The organism is Flavobacterium piscis, assembly GCF_001686925.1.
GTDB classification, from domain to species: domain Bacteria; phylum Bacteroidota; class Bacteroidia; order Flavobacteriales; family Flavobacteriaceae; genus Flavobacterium; species Flavobacterium piscis.
Genome location: NZ_LVEN01000011.1, coordinates 1 through 19,380, shown reverse-complemented (window position 1 = coordinate 19,380; position 19,380 = coordinate 1). Strand labels below are relative to the sequence as shown.

The window sequence follows — 19,380 nt, the reverse complement described above, 5'->3', positions numbered from 1 at the left end:
TACAAAGAATAACAAAATAATTTAAAAATGAATCATTTAAAAGTTTGGTTTTTTGCCACAATGTTTAGTGTGTCTTTATTTTCGCAGCAAAAAGAAAACACCAATAACATTTTTAAAATTGTTAACCCGGATTACAAGCTGAGTCCTTACACCGGAATGACAAAACAACACTGGAAGGATGCCGGACTCTATTTATTAGAAGGCGCTTTTAGTTACATTCATAATCTGGATGATCCAATGAAGTTCCCGAAACAACCCGGAAAAAGTTATCCTCAGGACGAAAACAGAGTGCCAACGGAAAAATTGGAAGGATTGAGCAGAACGTTATTTATTGCTTCTCCGTTGCTGAAAGAAAATCCGAATTTAGTCATCAATAATATCAAAGTGGCCGATTATTACAGACATCAGTTTAGTAAATTAATCGATCCTAAAAGTCCTTCTTATATTACGCCAAGAGCCAAAAACGGAGGGCCAAGCCAGAATTTGGTCGAATACGGAGCGATTGCCATGTCATTGCTTACCAATCCTGAAGTTCTCTGGAAACCATTGCCTCAGGAACAAAAAGACGCATTGGCAAAATCAATGCTGAGTTATGGTGACGGCCCAACGGTATCTTCAAACTGGAAATTCTTCAATATTTTTGTATTGAGTTTTTTCAAAGAGCAAGGTTATGCTGTAAATGAAAAATTGTTAGAAGAATATTTGCAGAAATCCTTAAACGATTATCGTGGCGACGGCTGGTACAACGACAATCCTGCATACGATTATTATAGTATGTGGGGATTTCAGTTGTATGGAGCATTGTGGTCGGAATATTTTGGGAACAAATATTATCCGGAATATGCTGCAAAGTTTAAAAGCAATTTTAGAGATCTTAATGCTAATTATCCTTTAATGTTTAGCCGTAATGGTGAGATGATTATGTTTGGGCGCAGTATTAGTTATCGTATTGCAACCATTGCAGCTTTTCCTTTTATGGGACTTGAAAATGATGCTGCAGTTAATAATGGCTGGTTGCGACGAATTTCTTCCGGGGTTTTAAAACAGTTTCTGGAGCATCCGGAATTCATGAAAGATGATGTACCCACTCTTGGTTTTTACGGAGCATTTGAGCCTGCAGTGCAAGTATATAGCTGCCGGGGAAGTGTCTATTGGATGGGAAAAGCCTTTATGGGACTTTTATTGCCGGATGATAATCCGTTCTGGACCGCAAAAGAAAACGAGGGAGACTGGGAAACCAAATTCAAAAAAGAGGAGGTTTACAATAATTTCCAAAACGGCTCCAAGATTTTAATTACAGATTATCCTGCTATTGGTGCTTCAGAAATAAGAGCCTGGTGTCACGAAAAAAAGAAAGACGACTGGCAGGGATTTCGATCAACAGAAAACTATAATAGGTTAGCATATAACAGTGCTTTTCTCTGGCAGGCTGATGGTGCGAATGGCGAAGTAGCGATGAATTACGTTTTTAAAAATGGAAAACAAGAGTGGGAGCCGCTACGTTTATTTACTTTTAAAAAATTCGAAGATGGTATTTATTATCGCGATGCTGTTTTAGAAACCAGTGCCAAAATACAAATGAATCTGGCTGATATTCCTCTGCCAAACGGTATTTTAAGAGTTGATAAAAATAGTAGTTCTGAAGCCGTTTCTATGCGATTAGGACATTATGCCTTGCCACAATTTGAAAAAGAAATTACAACAACTACAAAAAAAATAGAAGGCAAAACCGTAACCATTATGGATAACGGAAAATACCAATTGGCAATGATTCCGCTTTTAGGCTGGGATAAAACAGAAGTCGTAACAGCGAAAGGTTTACATCCTGAAAGCCAAATAAGTAAAGTAATTGATGTTGCGGATGATTTTAATCCAATCAATAAATCTCGTATTTATGCTACTTTGATGTTGTGGAAAAAGTCGGGAGAGAAGTGGGAGAAAAAGGAGCTAAACCCTATAAAAATTCTTGAACAAACGAATGACACTGTTACAATTCAATTTACTAATGGCATAAAAAAGAAAGTTGATTTTAATAAAAAATAATTCTTAGCAAGAGGTGTAAAGGTTTAAAAACAGGCGAATTTACCTGACAAATTCGGGATTCAATTTAACTGCTTTATGCCGAAAACGAATGTTTTTTTTTAATTGTAGTGGCTTATAATAAATAGCATTTAAATAATTAACCCATCAAAAAAAATAATCCTGTTTTTTTTTGATGGGTTAATTATTACAAAAACAAGGAAGATTTTCTATTTTGTTTTTGACTATAAATTTTTCGAAAATTGATTGCTTGTAAATTTTACCGAATTAAAAATAAAAATTTGATATTATTGTTAAAAATGTTAAAACAAGTTGCTTTTTCTGATCATTGTTTAAATTCTATTAAAGATTGAAATAATTTTTAAAAATAAATTAAGAGAGATGGAAATTATTTAGTTTTGCATAAAGACAAATCTTAAAGGGTTTTATTTTTTCAAAATGGAAAATAAAAAAAGTGATATCAATCTGTGGAAACAAATTAAAAAAGGAGAGGCACAAGCTTATCATACATTATATGATGGCTATGCAGATTTACTTTTTAGTTTCGGAATGCAGTATACAAATGATGACGCTTTGGTACAAGATGCTATTCACGATGTATTTGTAGAACTGCACCGGTATCGAAAAACTCTTTCAGAAAATGTAATTATTAAATCGTATTTATTCAGATCTCTTCAGAATAATATTTTTAAAAAATTAAAATCTCAGACTAAAATAGTTCGGCTTGAAGCTGTTTCAGATAGTATTTATAAAACAGATTCTACCGAAGAAGAACTAATTTACAATGAAACCATTTTTACAAAACACGCAAATTTAGCTGTAGCGCTAAATTCACTCACTCAAAAACAACGTAACGCACTGCATCTTCGTTTTAGTGAAGATCAATCTTATGAAGAAATTTCTTCTACTTTAGAGATCAGTCTGGAATCATGCAGGACCTTAATTTACAGGGCGTTGAAAGAATTACGAAAGAAACTTTAATAAAACTTTAAAAAAAGATTAAATTTTCTGTCTATGTTTTTGCTTTTTGTTTCTCTTGTAAATAGAGAATCTAAAAAAGGAAAATATTTTGTACCCAAATTTCAAAATTTTATCAAAAGAAGCCAAATCAGATTTAAAGGCTAGAATTGAAAATAGTATTGCTTACGAAAAACAGCGCGCCAGAAAAAGAAGGCTTCGTACACTTTCGTGGAGTGCTGCTGCTATACTCTGCCTTTATTTAGGAATTGCAGTTGTATTACAACAGGAGGAAAAAACGATTAGCCCAATTGAGCAATTTGCAAAAGAAAATGCGGCCGCAAGCATCGTAGAAAAAACTGGTAAAGTTAGACTAGTACTGGCAGGACAAGAAACTATTAGTATTGCAGATAGCAGTACAATTGCCTATAATTCTTCCGGAAGCAAAATAAGTGTAGACAACAAGCAGTTTGCTCAAAAAAGATCGCTCGAACCACAATTTAATACGGTTTTGGTCCCTTACGGAAAAAGAGCACATCTTAGTTTAGCCGATGGCACTTTGGTCTGGCTGAATTCAGGATCAAAATTAATTTATCCAACAGCATTTAATACAAAAAACAGAGAGGTATTTCTTGAGGGTGAAGGGATTTTTGATGTGGCTCATAATGCCGCTAAACCCTTTTTTGTGAGAGCAGCTAATAATTATAGTGTTCGTGTATTAGGTACTTTATTTAACGTGAGTTCTTATGCCGGAGATGCCAAAGTTTCTACAGCTTTATTGCGCGGAAAAGTACGCATATCATATGCTAAAAAGGGCTTCTTTGACAAAGATACAATTCAGGCAGATCTTAAGCCGGGAATGATTGCAGCTCTGGACAAAAAACGCCAGACCTTACAGACTACGACAGAAGATGTGAGTACAATATTCTCCTGGAGAAAGGGATATTATGAATTTTCTAAACAAAAATTACCATTGGTTTTAGAAAAGCTAACGAGATATTATAATGTCACTTTTGTTATGAATAAAACGACGAACCAAAACGAAACGTATTCAGGAGCTTTTACTCTGAATGATGATTTAGATAAAGTCGTAAAAACACTTGAAGCAACAACTGGTTTTGACTTTGTTTATGATGCAGCGACCAGAAAAATTACTATTAACTAATATAATTAACTAAAAATTATCGATTGCCTATGAGGAGATAAACATGACAAAAATAAACTAGGAAAAACTAATCAAAAAAAAACCAAAAGATGCTCGAACATCTCTTGGCTTATGTAAAATTTTTAATTGCGAACGCAATTATTGAAATAACTAAAACAAAATTATGAATAAAAATCATGATATAGGCTTTCTATTGCCTAAAAAAATCATCAATCTTACTTTTATTTTATTTATGAGAGTATTCATTTTAGTTCTCTATTTAGGATTAACCAGTATCTATGCTAATGTTGCGAAAGCGCAAAATGAGATCTCTGTAAAAGTACAGGGTGTTTCACTGCAAACGCTTTTTAGTACTATTCAGCAAAAGAGTGACTATGTGTTTTTTTATAATGATGATCTCATGTCGTCTACAAAAAAAATAAATCTAAATGAGTACGCAACTGTTGAACAAATTCTAAATACAGCCTTGTCCAATACAGGGTTAACGTATACCATTATAGATAAGCAAATTGTAATTAAAAAGGCTAAAAAAGTCCCACAGGAACAATATGATATTACCGGTATTGTTACAGATAAAAACGGAAATCTGTTAGTGGGCGTAAACGTTTTATTGGTGAGTAATAAAGCCAATTGGGATGTAACGCGTGAAAAAGGAGATTTTAGAATGCGTGTAACTGCAACAGACTCACTTCGTTTTGATTACTTAGGTTATGAATCAAAAATCGTTGCCGTAAAAAACCAAAAATTTCTAAAAGTTGTTTTAACGCAAGATGTAATGGAATTGACGGGAGTAGAAGTTGTGGCTACCAACGGATATACTGATATTCCAAAAGAAAGAGTAACAGGAGCAATTGAAGTGATGAATGCAAAAGAAATTGCCAAAGTTCCTACAGTAGATATTAATTCCCGCTTAGAAGGAAAAATTGCCGGAGTTATGGTTGATCCCAGAACGGGTAATATAAGTGTTCGGGGAACAACCAGCTACAGCAGCAACTCTAAACCGCTTGTTGTTATTGATGGTTTTCCACAGTCTGTAGATGATTTTGCTTTTAGCAGAAGAGGAGTTCCCGGAGCATCTATATTAAGTTTCTTAAATCCTGATGACATCGAGACCATAACGGTTCTTAAAGACGCAGCTGCAGCTTCTATCTGGGGTTCAAGAGCAGCAAACGGAGTAATTGTGGTAACTACCAAAAAGGGTAAGAAATCAGATGAACCTACTGTTAGTTTCAGCACAGCAACCACTTTTGGAGAAAAAATAGATTTATCTAAATTAAGAGTAATGAATACGGCACAATACGTAGATTATGAAAAAGATCTTGTAAATGGCGGATTTGTTGTTGACAATATATCGAACTGGCAGGCGGCAAATCCTAGTGCGGCTCAGGAAATTATGTTCAAAGAAAAAAGAGGACAAATATCTGCTGCAGAAAGAGATCAAATGCTGAATTCATTATCGCAAAAAGGTAATTTAGGTCAGATTAATAAATATCTGTTACAAAATTCACTTACTAAACAATATGATTTTTCTGTTTCCGGAGGAAATGATAAAAGTACCTATTACTTAGGGCTAGGCTACAACACAGATGATGCTTCGATGAAGGCAAATAACTCTAAATCGATGAATGTAACATTAAACAATTCATTCAAATTAAAGAGCTTTTTAAGATTTGAAACCGGAATTAATTATTTGTCATCAAAATATCAAACCAATGTTACGGCAAACGAAGCACTTTCAAATGTTTCTACTTCTGCATTAAGACCGTATGATATGCTTACAGATGAAAACGGAAAGAGTCTTGATTATTACATTAAATTCAGACCAGAAGTTATACAAGATTTTGATAATAAGGGGTATCTTCCATGGACTTATAATTTTATAGATCAGTTGGACTATTCGAATGTTAGAACAACTGGCGAAAATCTAAGATTAAATGCAAGATTAGTAGCAACGATAACGCCTTGGTTAAACGTTGAAGCTTCGGGAATGTATACTTCTATTTTTAGCAAAACCAGAACGCTTAACGAATTAGAAAGTTATTATGTGAGAAACATGATCAACGAAGCAACTTCTATTGCAAACGGTAAATTGGTTCATGGAATTCCTGTTGGTGCGAATTTGAGCGATACAAATCAAAAAAACGAATCGCAGAGTATGCGTTTTCAAATGAATATTAACAAATCGTTTGACGAAAATAATAGTTTAAATTTTTTGGCTGGTGCCGAAGTTAGAGAAGAACGCAGAGAAGGCAGTTCACAAACTAGATATGGTTATGATACTGATACCAATTCAAACGTTTCTGTAAATCCAACTCAATATTATACTACAGTTTACGACTGGACAACTTACATAGGGAATTTTGATAACAGTATCAGTAAATACAGAGACCGTTATTTGTCTTATTATGCACTGGGTTCTTATGATTTCAAAAACAGGTATCATTTGTCAGGAAGTGTTCGTTTTGATGATTACAACCTGCTTGGGGCTTCCAGAAAAAATAGAGCGCTGCCATTATGGTCCGTTGGAGTAAGATGGGATGTTAATAAAGAAAATTTCTTAAAAGAGGTAAGCTGGTTAAGTAATTTATCTACTCGCGTAACGTATGGTGTGGCAGGAAGTGCACCGGCAGGAGGTTACGGAAGTAACAATGCTATTATTGGTTTAGGAGGTATCGATTTTTACACACAAATGCCTACTGCAACGATATCACTGCCGGAAAACCCTTTTATCAAATGGGAAACTACTGCTACTTTTAATGTTGGCTTAGATTATGGGCTTTTCGATAACAGACTTCGTGGTAATGTAGATGTTTACTATAAAAAAACAGACGACATTATAACTAGTCTTCCTTTTAATCCAACTTATGGCTGGGCATTTTTAAAATACAATGCAGGAACTCTTGATGGAAATGGTGTAGACTTAGGATTAAGCGGTACAATTTTCAATGGAAATTTTAAGTGGAACAGTACTTTTAATATTGCTTATACGAACAATGAAGTTACCGATTCCAGATTTAAGGCCGTAGGTGCAAATCAGCTCTTTGGAAGCTCTCCAATTGTTGGTATGAACGTAAGTTATATGTATGCGTACAGATGGGCAGGATTAGATGCAAACGGGCAATCTACAATTTATGCTAAAGATGGAAGTATAATTGATTCTTCTAAAGGAGTTAATAGCGTAAGTAAAGACGACTTAAAATATATGGGAACTACGGTTGCTCCTTATTTTGGAGGATTTATGAACGATTTCTCATTTAAAAATTTCAGTTTAGGAGTTCAGATTACTTATTTTATGGGAGCTGTATTCAGAGATCAGCAAATGCAAAATTATCCTACTTACAACGGTGCACAATATGGTGCTGTAGCCAAAGATAAAATTATTGCAGATCGTTGGAGACAACCTGGAGACGAAGATTTTACGAATGTTCCGGGATTGGCAAACATCAGCTACAATAGTTTAAATCGTTTTCAGAATGCTGATATTAACGTTTTATCTGCCGATAATATTCGTTTACAGCAGATTTCATTAGGTTACACAGTACCAAACGAATGGTTACAAAAAACCTTTTTCAAAGCATTAAGTTTCAATTTTGCAGCAAGAAATCTTGGGTTATTATGGGTAAGAAATGATAGAGGAATAGATCCGCAATATCTTTCTACTAATAATTACAATACTCTTGCACCACAGCGTACTTATACTTTGCAATTTAATTGCAGCTTTTAATCAAAAAAGAACTTATTATGAAATTTTTAAAAATCACACTATATATTATTCTGCCATTATTGCTGCTTAATTCCTGCAGAGATTATGTTGAAGTTGAACCTGTAGGGAACAATAGAATTTTAAGATATACCTCTGATTACAGAGCATTGGCGAATGCTTACAATACATACAGCGGTTCCGGAGGAATGTATCTCCTTTCAAGTGCCGATGTAGAATTTTCGACAGCTTTTCAGGCGCGTGTATCAACAATATGGGCAAACAGTTATACCTGGAAATCCAAAATTTTTGATGAATCTCAGGGAGACTCAGATTGGATTAATTTGTATCAGACCATTTATTACAACAATGCCATTATTAAAGGTGTAATGAAGAGTGAAAAAGGAACCGAATCAGAGAAAAAGCAAATTTATGCTGAAGCCTTTGTTCATAGAGCTTTTGCTTATTTACAGCTGGTAAATATTTATGGGCCGCAATTTGATCCAACTACCTCAAATGCTGAAAAATCGGTACCGCTTTTACTTACACCAGAATTATTCTCTTCATTGGAAAGAAGTTCTGTTGATGTGATTTACAAACAAATTCTTTCTGATTTGCAAAGCGCCCTGGCAAACGATCTTGTTGATACGCCGGATTTTAATGTGCTTCCGTCAAAGAAAGCCGTTTATGGTATTTTAGCCAGAACCTATTTGTATATGGGCCAATATCAATTGAGTTTGGATAATGCAGAAAAAGCCTTAAGCATGCAAAAAGATTTAATTGATCTAAACACTTTTGCCACAGCTTACAGTTATCCTGTTTTACTTAGTAATCCTGAAATCATTTTTTCTAAAACATTACTAAATGGTTATAATGGCGCGCCGTTGGCTCAAGATTTATTAAACAGTTTCAGTAGTGATGATTTGCGTTACAATTATTATACAATTCTTGGTAATGTTTTTAATCCATCACATACGGGAAGAGCTTTTGGAATTGCTACTTATAGTAATACAAACGGAATCAATATTGGAGTTTCTGTTCCTGAAATGTATTTAACTGCAGCAGAATGTTATGCCAGATTAGGGCAGCCGCAAAAAGCCGTTGATTATTTAAATATCTTAAGAGCTAAACGATACAAAACAGGTTCTGTTTACCAGGTAAGCGCGACTACAAATACAGAAGCTTTAAATCTTGTTTTGACAGAAAGACAAAAAGAATTTATTGGTAGAGGATTTCGCTGGTTTGACCAGCGTCGTTTAAACTTAGATCCAACTTTGCAAAAAACATATACAAGGGTTTTCAAAAACGAAACCTTCACGCTTACGCCTAACAGCGCTGGATATGTATTCCCAATCCATCAAAATTATATTGATTTTAACCCAGAACTGGGGCAATAAACACAAACTACAATGTTAAAAAAAATAACAAATATCAAATTATTGGTATTGGCGTTCTGCGCCTTTACCATACAAATTTCTGCTCAGGAAGTTAAATCCAGATTAAAAGGAATGGTAGATGTTCCGGTTCCCGGAATGGCTCTCAATATGACTTATGATGCAAAAGGCGGACCTTTGGAAAATATCAAAGAAATCAATGGTTACGCTTACGTCTTTAATGATTACAACTGGGAGATCGAAGATCTTAAAATGAAGAAAAACGGTGCTGTCTGGAATGTGGAATACACTGTTCCAAAAAACTGCGGATTCATGGCTTTTAAGTTTTATGGAAACACAGATAACGGAATTGTTACAGATACAGGACAAGACACAGGATATCTTTTAGTAGTTTTTAAAGAGCCTAAAGTAAAAATGCCCGGAGCAGATTTAGCTTGGGCAACGTTTAGAAACAAAGATTTCAATAGCCAGTTTGGAGGTTATTTTAAGGATTTTTCGATAGACGGAGATGCTACAGAATATTGGTTAAAAAAGGAAGTAGCAGATCAGGGTAATAATTTTCCAAAATTTATTGATACGTATATTAAAGTATTAAAGGCTCAGAAACCGGAGCGATTTGATGAATTAGGACACCGTTTTTTAGGAGATTTTACAAAGAAAATGAACGGACAGCCGGAAGAAGTTTTTCTAAACGTTTACAATTTATACAAATTTGAACTAAAGGATCAGGCAAAGGCAGATTCTCTTGAAACCGTAATTCAAAAACAATTTCCTAAAGGTGCTTTTCAAAGATTCAAAGCCTTTCAAAAAATTATGCCAATTGCGGATGCTGCAGAAAAAAATAAAGTGATAACGCAATTTTTAGCTGATTTTCCATACACTTCTGTGCCTGATTCTCAAAAGTATTTTTATGATAATATCGTAAAAGCGCAATTTGGCTATTATTTTGAGACCAAAGATTACAACAGTATTTTAGCTTTAATTCCAACTATGAATTTTGCTAATCTAAACGATGCGTATCACCAGAATATTTCTAAAGCTTTGTATTTAAAGGTTGTAGATCCTGCGGTTATAGAAACAATGGCAGTGCCAATGATCAGGCAGATGCAGCAAAAAGTAAACGACTTGTCCTATATGCAGGGGATTTACTGGTCTCCAAATCAGGCAAACGAAAATGCTAAGGATAGACTAAACGACCAATTAGTGATTCAGATTCGTATGTACGACATGCTGAAAAAATACAAAGAAGTTTTAGAAACTTTTGAATTACTGCCATTTACAAAGCGTTATGAAAAAGCGAGCGTAAACGACATTCATGTAAAAGCCTTAGAAGCATTAAACAAACCCACTATCGAAGTTTTAAAAAACGCAGCAAGAGTGAATGCTTTATCAGAAGCGTCGACTGCTAAATTAAAAGAAGCTTATTTAAAAGAAGGTAAAAAAGAAGCTGATTTCCCTGCTTATTTAGAGCAACTGAAAAAAGAAAATAAAGCTGACGTAAAAATTGCTTTGATGTCTCCTATTCCAGCTCCAGCGATTAAAGTGCAGTCAGCAGACGGAAAAGCAAAACAATTAGCTTTAGACAGCGGAAAAATTATCGTAATTGATTTTTGGGCGACTTGGTGCGGACCTTGTAAAAAAGCATTTCCAGCGATGCAGCAATTGGTAAACAATTTCAAAGAAGACAAACAAGTTGAAGTTTATTTTATCAGTACACAGGAAACCAAAGAAGGATACAAAAAAGAAGCGTTGGCTTACTTAAAAGAAAAAGGACTAAAACTGGATACTTATTTTGATTTAATGAAAAAAGGTGGCGGAACGAATAACGAATCGTTTTCTAAATACGCAGCTATCTTTAAATCAAGCGGGATTCCTAGAAAAGTAGTCATCAAAAACGGGCAGATTCGTTTTACTTCTGAAGGATATTCAGGAAATCCGGGTCAGCTAGTTGATGAACTTACAGAAGTGATTAATGCTTTAAAGAAAGAGTAATTTCTTTTTGAAAATCAAAAAAATATGAAAAATATACTTTTACTATGTACACTCGCACTGAGTGTACATAGTTTATCAGCACAGAAAAAAACCGTCGACGAATCGGCTTATCAATCTTGGCAGAGAATTAGCGGTAAATCTTTGTCATACAATGGAAAGTGGATGTCTTACAACACGGTTTTTCAGGATGAAGAAAAGGAAAATAAAAAGCAAACTATTATTCAGGAAGCACCAAAAGGAAAACGTTTGGTACTGAATGATATTAGTGATTTAAAATTCATCGGGAAAAAAGACTGGATTCAGTACAGCAAAAATGACAGCACGCTTTTGCAAAATCTAAAAACAGGTGTGAAAAAACTTTGGAAAAGCAAGCATTACACAAACGCTCTTGAAGGAACAGATTTTTTATACTATTCACGTCCCGAAGCTGTTAAAGGAGATTTTTTTCTACAGCGTCTGGTTTGTTTTAATTTAGAAAGTAACGACAGTATTGCTGTAAACAATATAAAATCTTCTCGCTTTTTAAAGAATAATTCTATAGTTTATGTGCAAATCGAAAAAGACAAGGCTTATTTAAAACATGGCATCCCAGGCGGGAAACAAGAAACTGTTTACAGTGGAAAAGCCGCCGATTTTGGTGATTTCCAATTAAATGAAAAACAAGACGGCGGTACTTTTACTTTAAAAGGCAGTAACAGCACCGATTTTAATACGGTATATTATTTTAATCTGGCTACTAATGCAACAAAGCCATTGTTCAATTATGATGATGTTGTGTTAAACGATCCTGACTTTTCAATTTCAAAAACAGCTTACGGATTAACTGAAGACAGTAATTTTATTGCGTTGTTAGTGAATTCTAATAAGCGTCAGGAAAACACTCAGATTCCCAAATCAAATATTGAAATTTGGAGATCCAATCAAGGAAGCATGGAGCGCAGACAAGAAATGCTGCGAAACTCAAAAACACTTCCAAGTGAAGCGAAATTTCTTTACGATATCAAAAACAAGAAAGTCGTTAAGGTGGCTTCAATTGGTGAATTTGATCCGGTAATTATTCCTGAATCAGGGAATTATCAAGGTGTTTTTGGTATTGATAAAAAACCGTATGTAATAGAAGTAGACTGGACTTTTAACGAACGTAATGATATCTACTGGATTGATGCTTCGACTGGAAAATCGACAAAAGTACTTACAGGAGTTTTTGGCAGTGTATCTTTAAATCCGCAGGGGAATTTTGCTGTTTTTTATGATGAACAACAAAAAGTTTGGACTGTTTTTGACAGCGCTTCTAAGCAGTTTAAAAACATTAGTTCGCAAATTCCTTACCCTGTTTCTGATGATAATGTAGATATGAAATCCAGTAATACTGCATTTGGTATCGCAGGCTGGTTAAACAACGGAAATACAGTTGTCCTTTACGATCAGTTTGATTTGTGGGCGATTGATCTTACCAATCAAAAAAAGGCTTATTCTATAACGCAGGGTTACGGAAGAAAAAACAATATAGAACTTCGTTATAACGAAAATGGTTTTATTGGCGATTTAGACAATAGAAAGTCAATTACTCTGGTAGGTTTTGATATCGTACATAAATCTAAAGGAGTGTATAAATTAACCAATAACAGTTCTATAACAAAGGTATTTGCAAATCCGGATTATAATGTGAAAATTGAAACCGTTTCCGGTGATGATTCAAGCGTACTTTTTGTAAAAGAAAGTTTTACTGTTTTTCCAGATTTATGGTGGGGAACTTCCAGTTTTGGATCTCAGCAAAAAATGACCGATATCAATCCACAGCAAAAAGAATATGCGTGGGGAACTTCAAAAGTACTGACTTGGAAAAGTTTCAACGGAAAAGAAAATCAAGGGAATCTTTACCTTCCGGAAAATTACGACAGCAAAAAGAAATATCCTGTTATCGTTCATTTTTACGAAAAACATACGGAAGATTTTAATGCGTATCTATCTCCTGAAATTAGTACATCAAACATTAATATTCCAACTTTAATAAGTCAAGGTTATATTATTTTCCAGCCAGATGTACATTACGAATATGGAAATCCCGGAAACAGTGTTTACAATGACGTAATCAGCGGTGTTGAATATTTAATTGCAGAAGGCATTACCGAAAAAGGAAAAATTGGTATTCAGGGACATAGTTTTGGCGGTTACGAAACATCATTTTTATTGACCAAATCAGATGTTTTCAGCTGTGCCATTGTAGGTTCCGGAGTAAGTAATTTTACGGCCAACTATCCTGTTATGCGAACAAACGGGATTTCGACTATGTTTAAATACGAAGCAGATCAATACCGTATGGGAAGTTCTTTATACGATAATCTGGATGGTTATATTAAAAATTCTCCAATTTTTTCTGCTAAGAATATTACAACTCCTGTACTTATTTTTCATAATGATAATGACCGTGCGGTGCCTTATCAGGAAGGTCAGTCTTTATTTTTTGCACTTCGCCGTTTAGGAAAGAATGCCTTATTGGTGAACTATAAAAAAGAAGGGCACACCTTAGATGATGCAGCAAACAAAAAAGACTGGACCAACAAAATGCAGCAGTATTTTGATTATTACCTAAAAGGTACAGCAAAACCAGACTGGATGTAATATAAGCCGATACATTTTATACAATCCAAAGACTGTTATTTGAAGGTTTCTTTTGAGACCTTCAAATTAACAGCAGGAATTTCTTATACCATTTTTGAATTACAATTCAGGAATAAATCAATCAAAAAACAAACAAAAATATCAAGCAAAATGAAAGCAAAATTATTTCTGGCGCATTTTATAATACTGGGTTTAACTCAGGTTTCAGCGCAATTTAAAACTACAATTCCACTACGGAAAGATGTAGTACATGGGACTTTAAACAACGGAATGCAATATTTTATTCTGCATAACGAATGGCCAAAAGATAGAGCCGACTTTTATTTTGTTCAGAATGTGGGTGCCATTTTAGAAGATGACAATCAAAACGGATTAGCGCATTTTCTGGAACATATGGCTTTTAACGGAACGGAGCATTTTAAAGGAAAAGGCATCATCAATATGCTGGCGAAACATGGTGTTGCTTTTGGACGTGATATTAATGCTTATACCGCACATGACGAAACGGTGTATAATTTAAGCAATGTACCTGTTAAAAATCCGGCTTTACTAGATTCGTGTTTGTATGTTTTACACGATTGGTCTGGGTTTTTGTCTTTAAAAGATGCCGAGATCGATGCCGAAAGAGGTGTAATTCACGAAGAGTGGCGTACCAGACGAAATGCCGATTTAAGAATAGGATCGCAACTGGAACCTTTCATTTATAATGGCTCAAAATATGGTAAAAGAGACGTTTTAGGCGATATGAATTTGATTGATAATTTCAAATACAAACAATTAAGAGATTATTATAAAAAATGGTATCTGCCAAATCATCAGGCTGTAATTATTGTGGGAGACATTGATCCTGCAAAAATCGAGGAGAAGGTGAAGAAAATAATGGGTTCAATTCCGATGCCTTCAAATGCTGCAGAGCGAACTTATGAGACTATTCCGGACAATGATAAATTGTTGTACAAACTTGCTGTAGACAAAGAAGCGCAGAAAACATCTATCGCATTAAACTTTAAAAAGAAAAAGCCTGCAGTCCAGGATCTTGCAACATTTGAAAACAATATTGCAGAACAATTGGCTTTACAAATGATGAACAATCGTTTTAGAGATTATACCGTAAATAATGAAACGGCCTTGATGGGAGCTGGTTTAAGTTATTCTGGTTTGACACGCTTAACTTCTTTTTTTACCTTAACTGTAAATCCTAAGAACGGAAGATTGTTAGAAGCTTTCCAACAAGCGTACACCGAATATGAGCGAGCTATTCAAAATGGTTTTACAAAAGAAGAACTGGATCGTGTGAAAGAAAATATGCGTACAGGTTATGAAAATCAGTTAAAAAACAAAGATAAAATCAGTAATGAAAACTGGGCTTCGCAATTGCAGAATTACTTTTTAGAAGCTTCGCCTGTAATGAGTTTAGAAGATGAAACGGAATTTGTAAAAGCAGCTTTGGCTAAAATTGACCTGAATGAAATCAATAAAGTGTTTCGTGCGCTTCCTACAGAAAACAATCAGGTTTTAACGGTTTCCGGACCAGAAAAAGATAATGTTACGTATCCTGCAGAAACAGATTACACCGCAGCAATTAAAAAAATAAAAGAGGAAAAGTTAGCCCCTTACACCGAAACAATTGCAAATACAGACTTGGTAACAGACAAACTGACCGTTAAGCCAATTTCTAAAAAATTTGAAATTAAAGGAATTAAAGAGGCAAAAGGATATGTTTTAGAAAATGGTGCCAAAGTAATTATATACCCAACAACTTTGTCACAGGATCAGATTCTCTTTTCTGCTTTCAGTCCGGGTGGGGTTTCACTACTACCTGAAAAAGATTTAGCATCTTCACAGATTGCGACTGTTTTAGCCAAAAACTCCGGATTAGCAGATTTTAAAGTTACCGATTTACAAAAACAGCTTTCAGGAAAAACAGTTAAAGTAAGTCCCTTTATTAGTGAACATTACGAAGGTTTCAGCGGAAGCGCCGTTAAAAAAGATCTGGAAACACTTTTGGAACTGACTTATTTGTACTTTAAAAATCCAAGATTTGAAACTACAGCATACAAACGAATTATTGATTACTATAGTAACGCACTCGAAAATGTAACGGAAAACAATAGTAAGATATTTGGTGACACTATTGCTTTATTAGACAGTAACCATAGTAAACGAACTTTTCTTTTAAGCAAAGAAAATCTTGGCGAACTAAAATTTGATGAAGCTTCAAAAATTTACAGAGAGCGTATTGCAAATGCTTCTGATTTTACTTTTGTTTTTGTTGGAAATATTGCTGATAAAGATATTGAAGTGATCAATAAATATTTAGGAAATGTAGCAGGAAATCACACTCAGGAGAAATTTGTAGATCATAAAATTGGAATTTCAAAAGCATTTGCAAAAGAAAAACTGATCAGAGAAATGAGCGTTCCTAAAACGAGTATTTATGTACATCTTGAAAATAGAAAAGTAGCTTTTTCAGAGAAAAACCAAATTATGGCATATATGCTTTCTCAATTGTTAGACAAACGTTATTTAGACAAAATTAGAGAAGACGAGGGCGGAAGTTATGGCGTACAAACACAGAGTTCATTGTCTAAAAATCCATCTCCGGTTTTTTCACTTCGCGTAAGTTTTGACTGTAATCCTGAAAAAGATAGCAAATTGCTTCAAATTGTATATGACGAGCTGGATAATATCGTAAAAAATGATGTTTCAGATAAAGATGTATCAGACATAAAAGAAAATTTGATAAAAAGCAATCAGGAGAATGTTAAGTCAAATTCGTATTGGATGAACACAATTGTTGATCAGTTAAAAACGAATGATAAATTCGTAAGCAGTAATGAATACGAGAAATTGATCAAAAGTATTACGGTAAAAGACATTAAAAAATATGCAGCTGAAGTAGTACCAAACGCTGATAAAGTCGAAGTTGTAATGCAGCCTAAAACAGCTTCATCTCCTTTAAAATAAATATTTGCGACACAAACAAGAACGGCAATTCTGAAGATTAATTTTAATAGTCTCTTTGGTAAATTTGAATTAGTAAGTATTTTAACAAGGACTAAGAGAGCTGTTTGCCGGCAGCTCTTTAAATCAATGCGATTGCGTTAATAGTAATTATCTTCAAATCATTGCTTTTATACCATCTTGGTAGCCTTTATCTTAGAATTTTAGATCTAAAAAAATAAATAATAAAGGCCTTTAAAGCATACTTAATCTATTTCTGTCCTGTCAGCAATAAGACGGAAAAGCGGTTCGTATTTTTTTATTTGAGGCTCCAGATTTTTGCTGATATCAGCTGGACCTATACTTCCTTGCAGACAATACAATTTTTGTTTTTGAGTAAACATAAACTGTAGCATTCTTATTTTTACTTTGTCCTGGTTCAGGGTTTCCTCAACTTCTACCATCATTCCGGGTTGGTCATCAATTTTTAATGCTTCTGTGCGAATGAGTTTAGCCTGAGGCGGAATCATCTCTGAAATTGTTTTTTCATTGAGAATAAAATTATACTCTTCCGCAGGCAAATCATATATTACAATTAATATTTTTTCGTTGCCTGTGCCATAGTGACTGGTAAACTGTTGAACTGTTTCAGTCCTGTCTGCTTCTTCTGCCAGCCAGCTTTTGGGAATAGGAAATTGCAAAACGGACTGTTCTGCTTTTGGATGTCCTTTTGTTGTAAAAGTCTCTACATGGCCATCAGTAATTTCCTGATGTGGAGCATCATGATAGGCAAACGAAATAATTCCTTTTGATAACAAGGTATCCAAACGAAAAAGCGATCTTTCCTTTACTTTTTCCAAAAAATCCTGTGCGTACTTTTCCTTTTCAATGGGATTTATAAATTGTTCCTTAAGCAAAGAATTAATGCGGTTTTGTATGGCATTATAATCAGAATCATGCAGCTCGTCTTTCAGATAATGCTCAATATTCCGTTCGGCCCTTTCGAACAAAACAGATCTTTTTTTAACTGCTGCCACATCAGGTTTAAGTTGCGGAAATTCTATGGCGACCATTTGAAGTGCAGTACTCTGGCCTTTAAGAAATGCATAAGTTTCAATAGCGAATCTTACCTTGGGCGCATATTTTTCTAATTGTGAATATGTTAGCATAGGAAATATACAATATAAAAATAGGATGAGTTTTTTCATTTGTATTTAAAGTTTAGTAATGTGGATGCAAAATCATCTACAATATTTCAAATTTGAGAATTGAGATAATATTTAGCTTATAATATTGGTTCGCAATTTTATATAATTTCCATCTTGCTCAAATATGCTTACTTATAATTTAATCATAAAATTATCTACCTAATTTCCGTCTCAAAGAAATTAGTAATAACAAGCACATCCACGGGCATACTATGTCAATTTTGCGAAAATCATTACTTCACAAGTTTAAATTATTTATAAAAAAAACTCTTTTATTGTAATTTTTTATAATCCTTAAATTGTTTTTTATCTAAAAATCTTCCAATTAGTGTGGTGTTACTACAAAAACCCTAATCTACAACTTTAAAAACTTATGGTGGTAAAGCAAAAAGGTATTTAGAGGGAACTTTGCACCTTCAAACTTATATGTTTGATTTACGAACACTTAAGAACTAATTAAATGCATAATAATTAAAATGTTATGAAAAATAGATTACTCCCTTTATTTTTTGTTTTAGGAATTTACGCTGCACATTCGCAGGTAGGTATTGGAACAAAAAATCCTAGCTCTTCTGCTCAGTTGGAAATTACTGATCCAGACCATAAAAGAGGGCTCTTGATTCCGACAGCTGCGTTAACAAGCAGTACGGATACCACTACCATTATCAAAAACAATTCAGGTAGACAACAACCATATGATGACAGGTTATTGGTTTTTAATACTGCTACTAATGCAGATATTACACCAGGTTACTACTATTGGTTTGTCGACAAATGGTTAAGATTAGGTACTTCAGGTGATTCTGGATACGGAACAACCGGAATTGCTGGCGGAAACGGTCTGCCTGGAACTCAGGGGCTTCCTGGTGAAATCAAAATGTATATCGATAATACGACTGGTATTGTGTATGTACGTGATCCTAAAGATACTTCTAAATGGATTCCATTAAACGGAAAAGATGGTAAGGACGGAATTGCAGGAGCTCCGGGCTTAGCTGCGGGACCTGGTGAGCCTGGTCAAAACGGAGCTCCGGGAGAGGGAGTTACTACATGGATTGATTCTACCACAGGAACTATCTATATTAAAGATACTACCACTGGAGACTGGGTAAAAATCAATGGTAACGATGGAAAAGACGGCTTGCCTGGCGGACCAGGCGTACCAGGAAAAGATGCTACACCTGCAGAAGGGGTTTCAATCTGGGTGGATACCAATACAAAAATTGTATATATAAAAGATCCTGCTTCAGGAGCATGGATTCAGATCAGCGGTAACAACGGAAAAGACGGATTAGACGGTTCTAATGGTATCACTGGCGGACAGGGTGTGCGTGGTACAAAGGGTATTGATGGCGAAAA

At 34.6% G+C, this 19,380-nt stretch carries 10 protein-coding genes; 9 read left to right on the top strand and 1 reads right to left on the bottom strand.

What is annotated here, in order from left to right:
- Positions 1–27: 27 nt before the first annotated feature.
- From FLP_RS07060 to FLP_RS07025, 8 genes are all read left to right on the top strand, one after another.
- Complete coding sequence (locus tag FLP_RS07060) at positions 28–2,043, top strand: DUF2264 domain-containing protein (protein ID WP_065448820.1); 2,016 nt, start codon at positions 28–30, stop codon at positions 2,041–2,043.
- A gap of 435 nt (positions 2,044–2,478) precedes the next feature.
- On the top strand, positions 2,479–3,021 hold the full coding sequence (locus FLP_RS07055; protein ID WP_065448819.1) for an RNA polymerase sigma factor: 543 nt from the start codon (positions 2,479–2,481) through the stop codon (positions 3,019–3,021).
- An 88-nt stretch (positions 3,022–3,109) separates the two neighbouring features.
- The gene (locus tag FLP_RS07050) at positions 3,110–4,162 is read left to right on the top strand and encodes a FecR family protein (protein WP_065448818.1); all 1,053 of its coding nucleotides are present in this window, start codon (positions 3,110–3,112) and stop codon (positions 4,160–4,162) included.
- Between the two features lie 163 nt (positions 4,163–4,325).
- Positions 4,326–7,886 (top strand): SusC/RagA family TonB-linked outer membrane protein, encoded by a 3,561-nt coding sequence (locus FLP_RS07045; protein WP_065448817.1) that lies wholly within the window; start codon positions 4,326–4,328, stop codon positions 7,884–7,886.
- A 17-nt stretch (positions 7,887–7,903) separates the two neighbouring features.
- Positions 7,904–9,259, top strand: a complete 1,356-nt coding sequence (locus FLP_RS07040) for a RagB/SusD family nutrient uptake outer membrane protein (RefSeq protein WP_065448845.1) — start codon at positions 7,904–7,906, stop codon at positions 9,257–9,259.
- Positions 9,260–9,271: 12 nt separating this feature from the next.
- A complete protein-coding gene (locus tag FLP_RS07035) occupies positions 9,272–11,248 on the top strand; it encodes a TlpA family protein disulfide reductase (RefSeq protein WP_065448816.1) in 1,977 nt (658 codons plus the stop codon).
- A 24-nt stretch (positions 11,249–11,272) separates the two neighbouring features.
- Positions 11,273–13,870 (top strand): alpha/beta hydrolase family protein, encoded by a 2,598-nt coding sequence (locus tag FLP_RS07030; RefSeq protein WP_065448815.1) that lies wholly within the window; start codon positions 11,273–11,275, stop codon positions 13,868–13,870.
- Between the two features lie 150 nt (positions 13,871–14,020).
- Positions 14,021–16,837, top strand: a complete 2,817-nt coding sequence (locus tag FLP_RS07025) for a M16 family metallopeptidase (RefSeq protein ID WP_123921652.1) — start codon at positions 14,021–14,023, stop codon at positions 16,835–16,837.
- Positions 16,838–17,079: 242 nt separating this feature from the next.
- On the opposite strand, the gene FLP_RS07020 is transcribed toward FLP_RS07025, so the two are convergent.
- Entirely contained in the window at positions 17,080–18,021 is a 942-nt protein-coding gene (locus FLP_RS07020; protein WP_123921651.1) for a hypothetical protein, read from the bottom strand.
- Positions 18,022–18,502: 481 nt separating this feature from the next.
- On the opposite strand from FLP_RS07020, the gene FLP_RS07015 reads away from it, so the two are divergent.
- A partial coding sequence (locus FLP_RS07015) for a collagen-like domain-containing protein (protein ID WP_483294814.1) occupies positions 18,503–19,380 on the top strand: 878 nt, incomplete at its 3' end.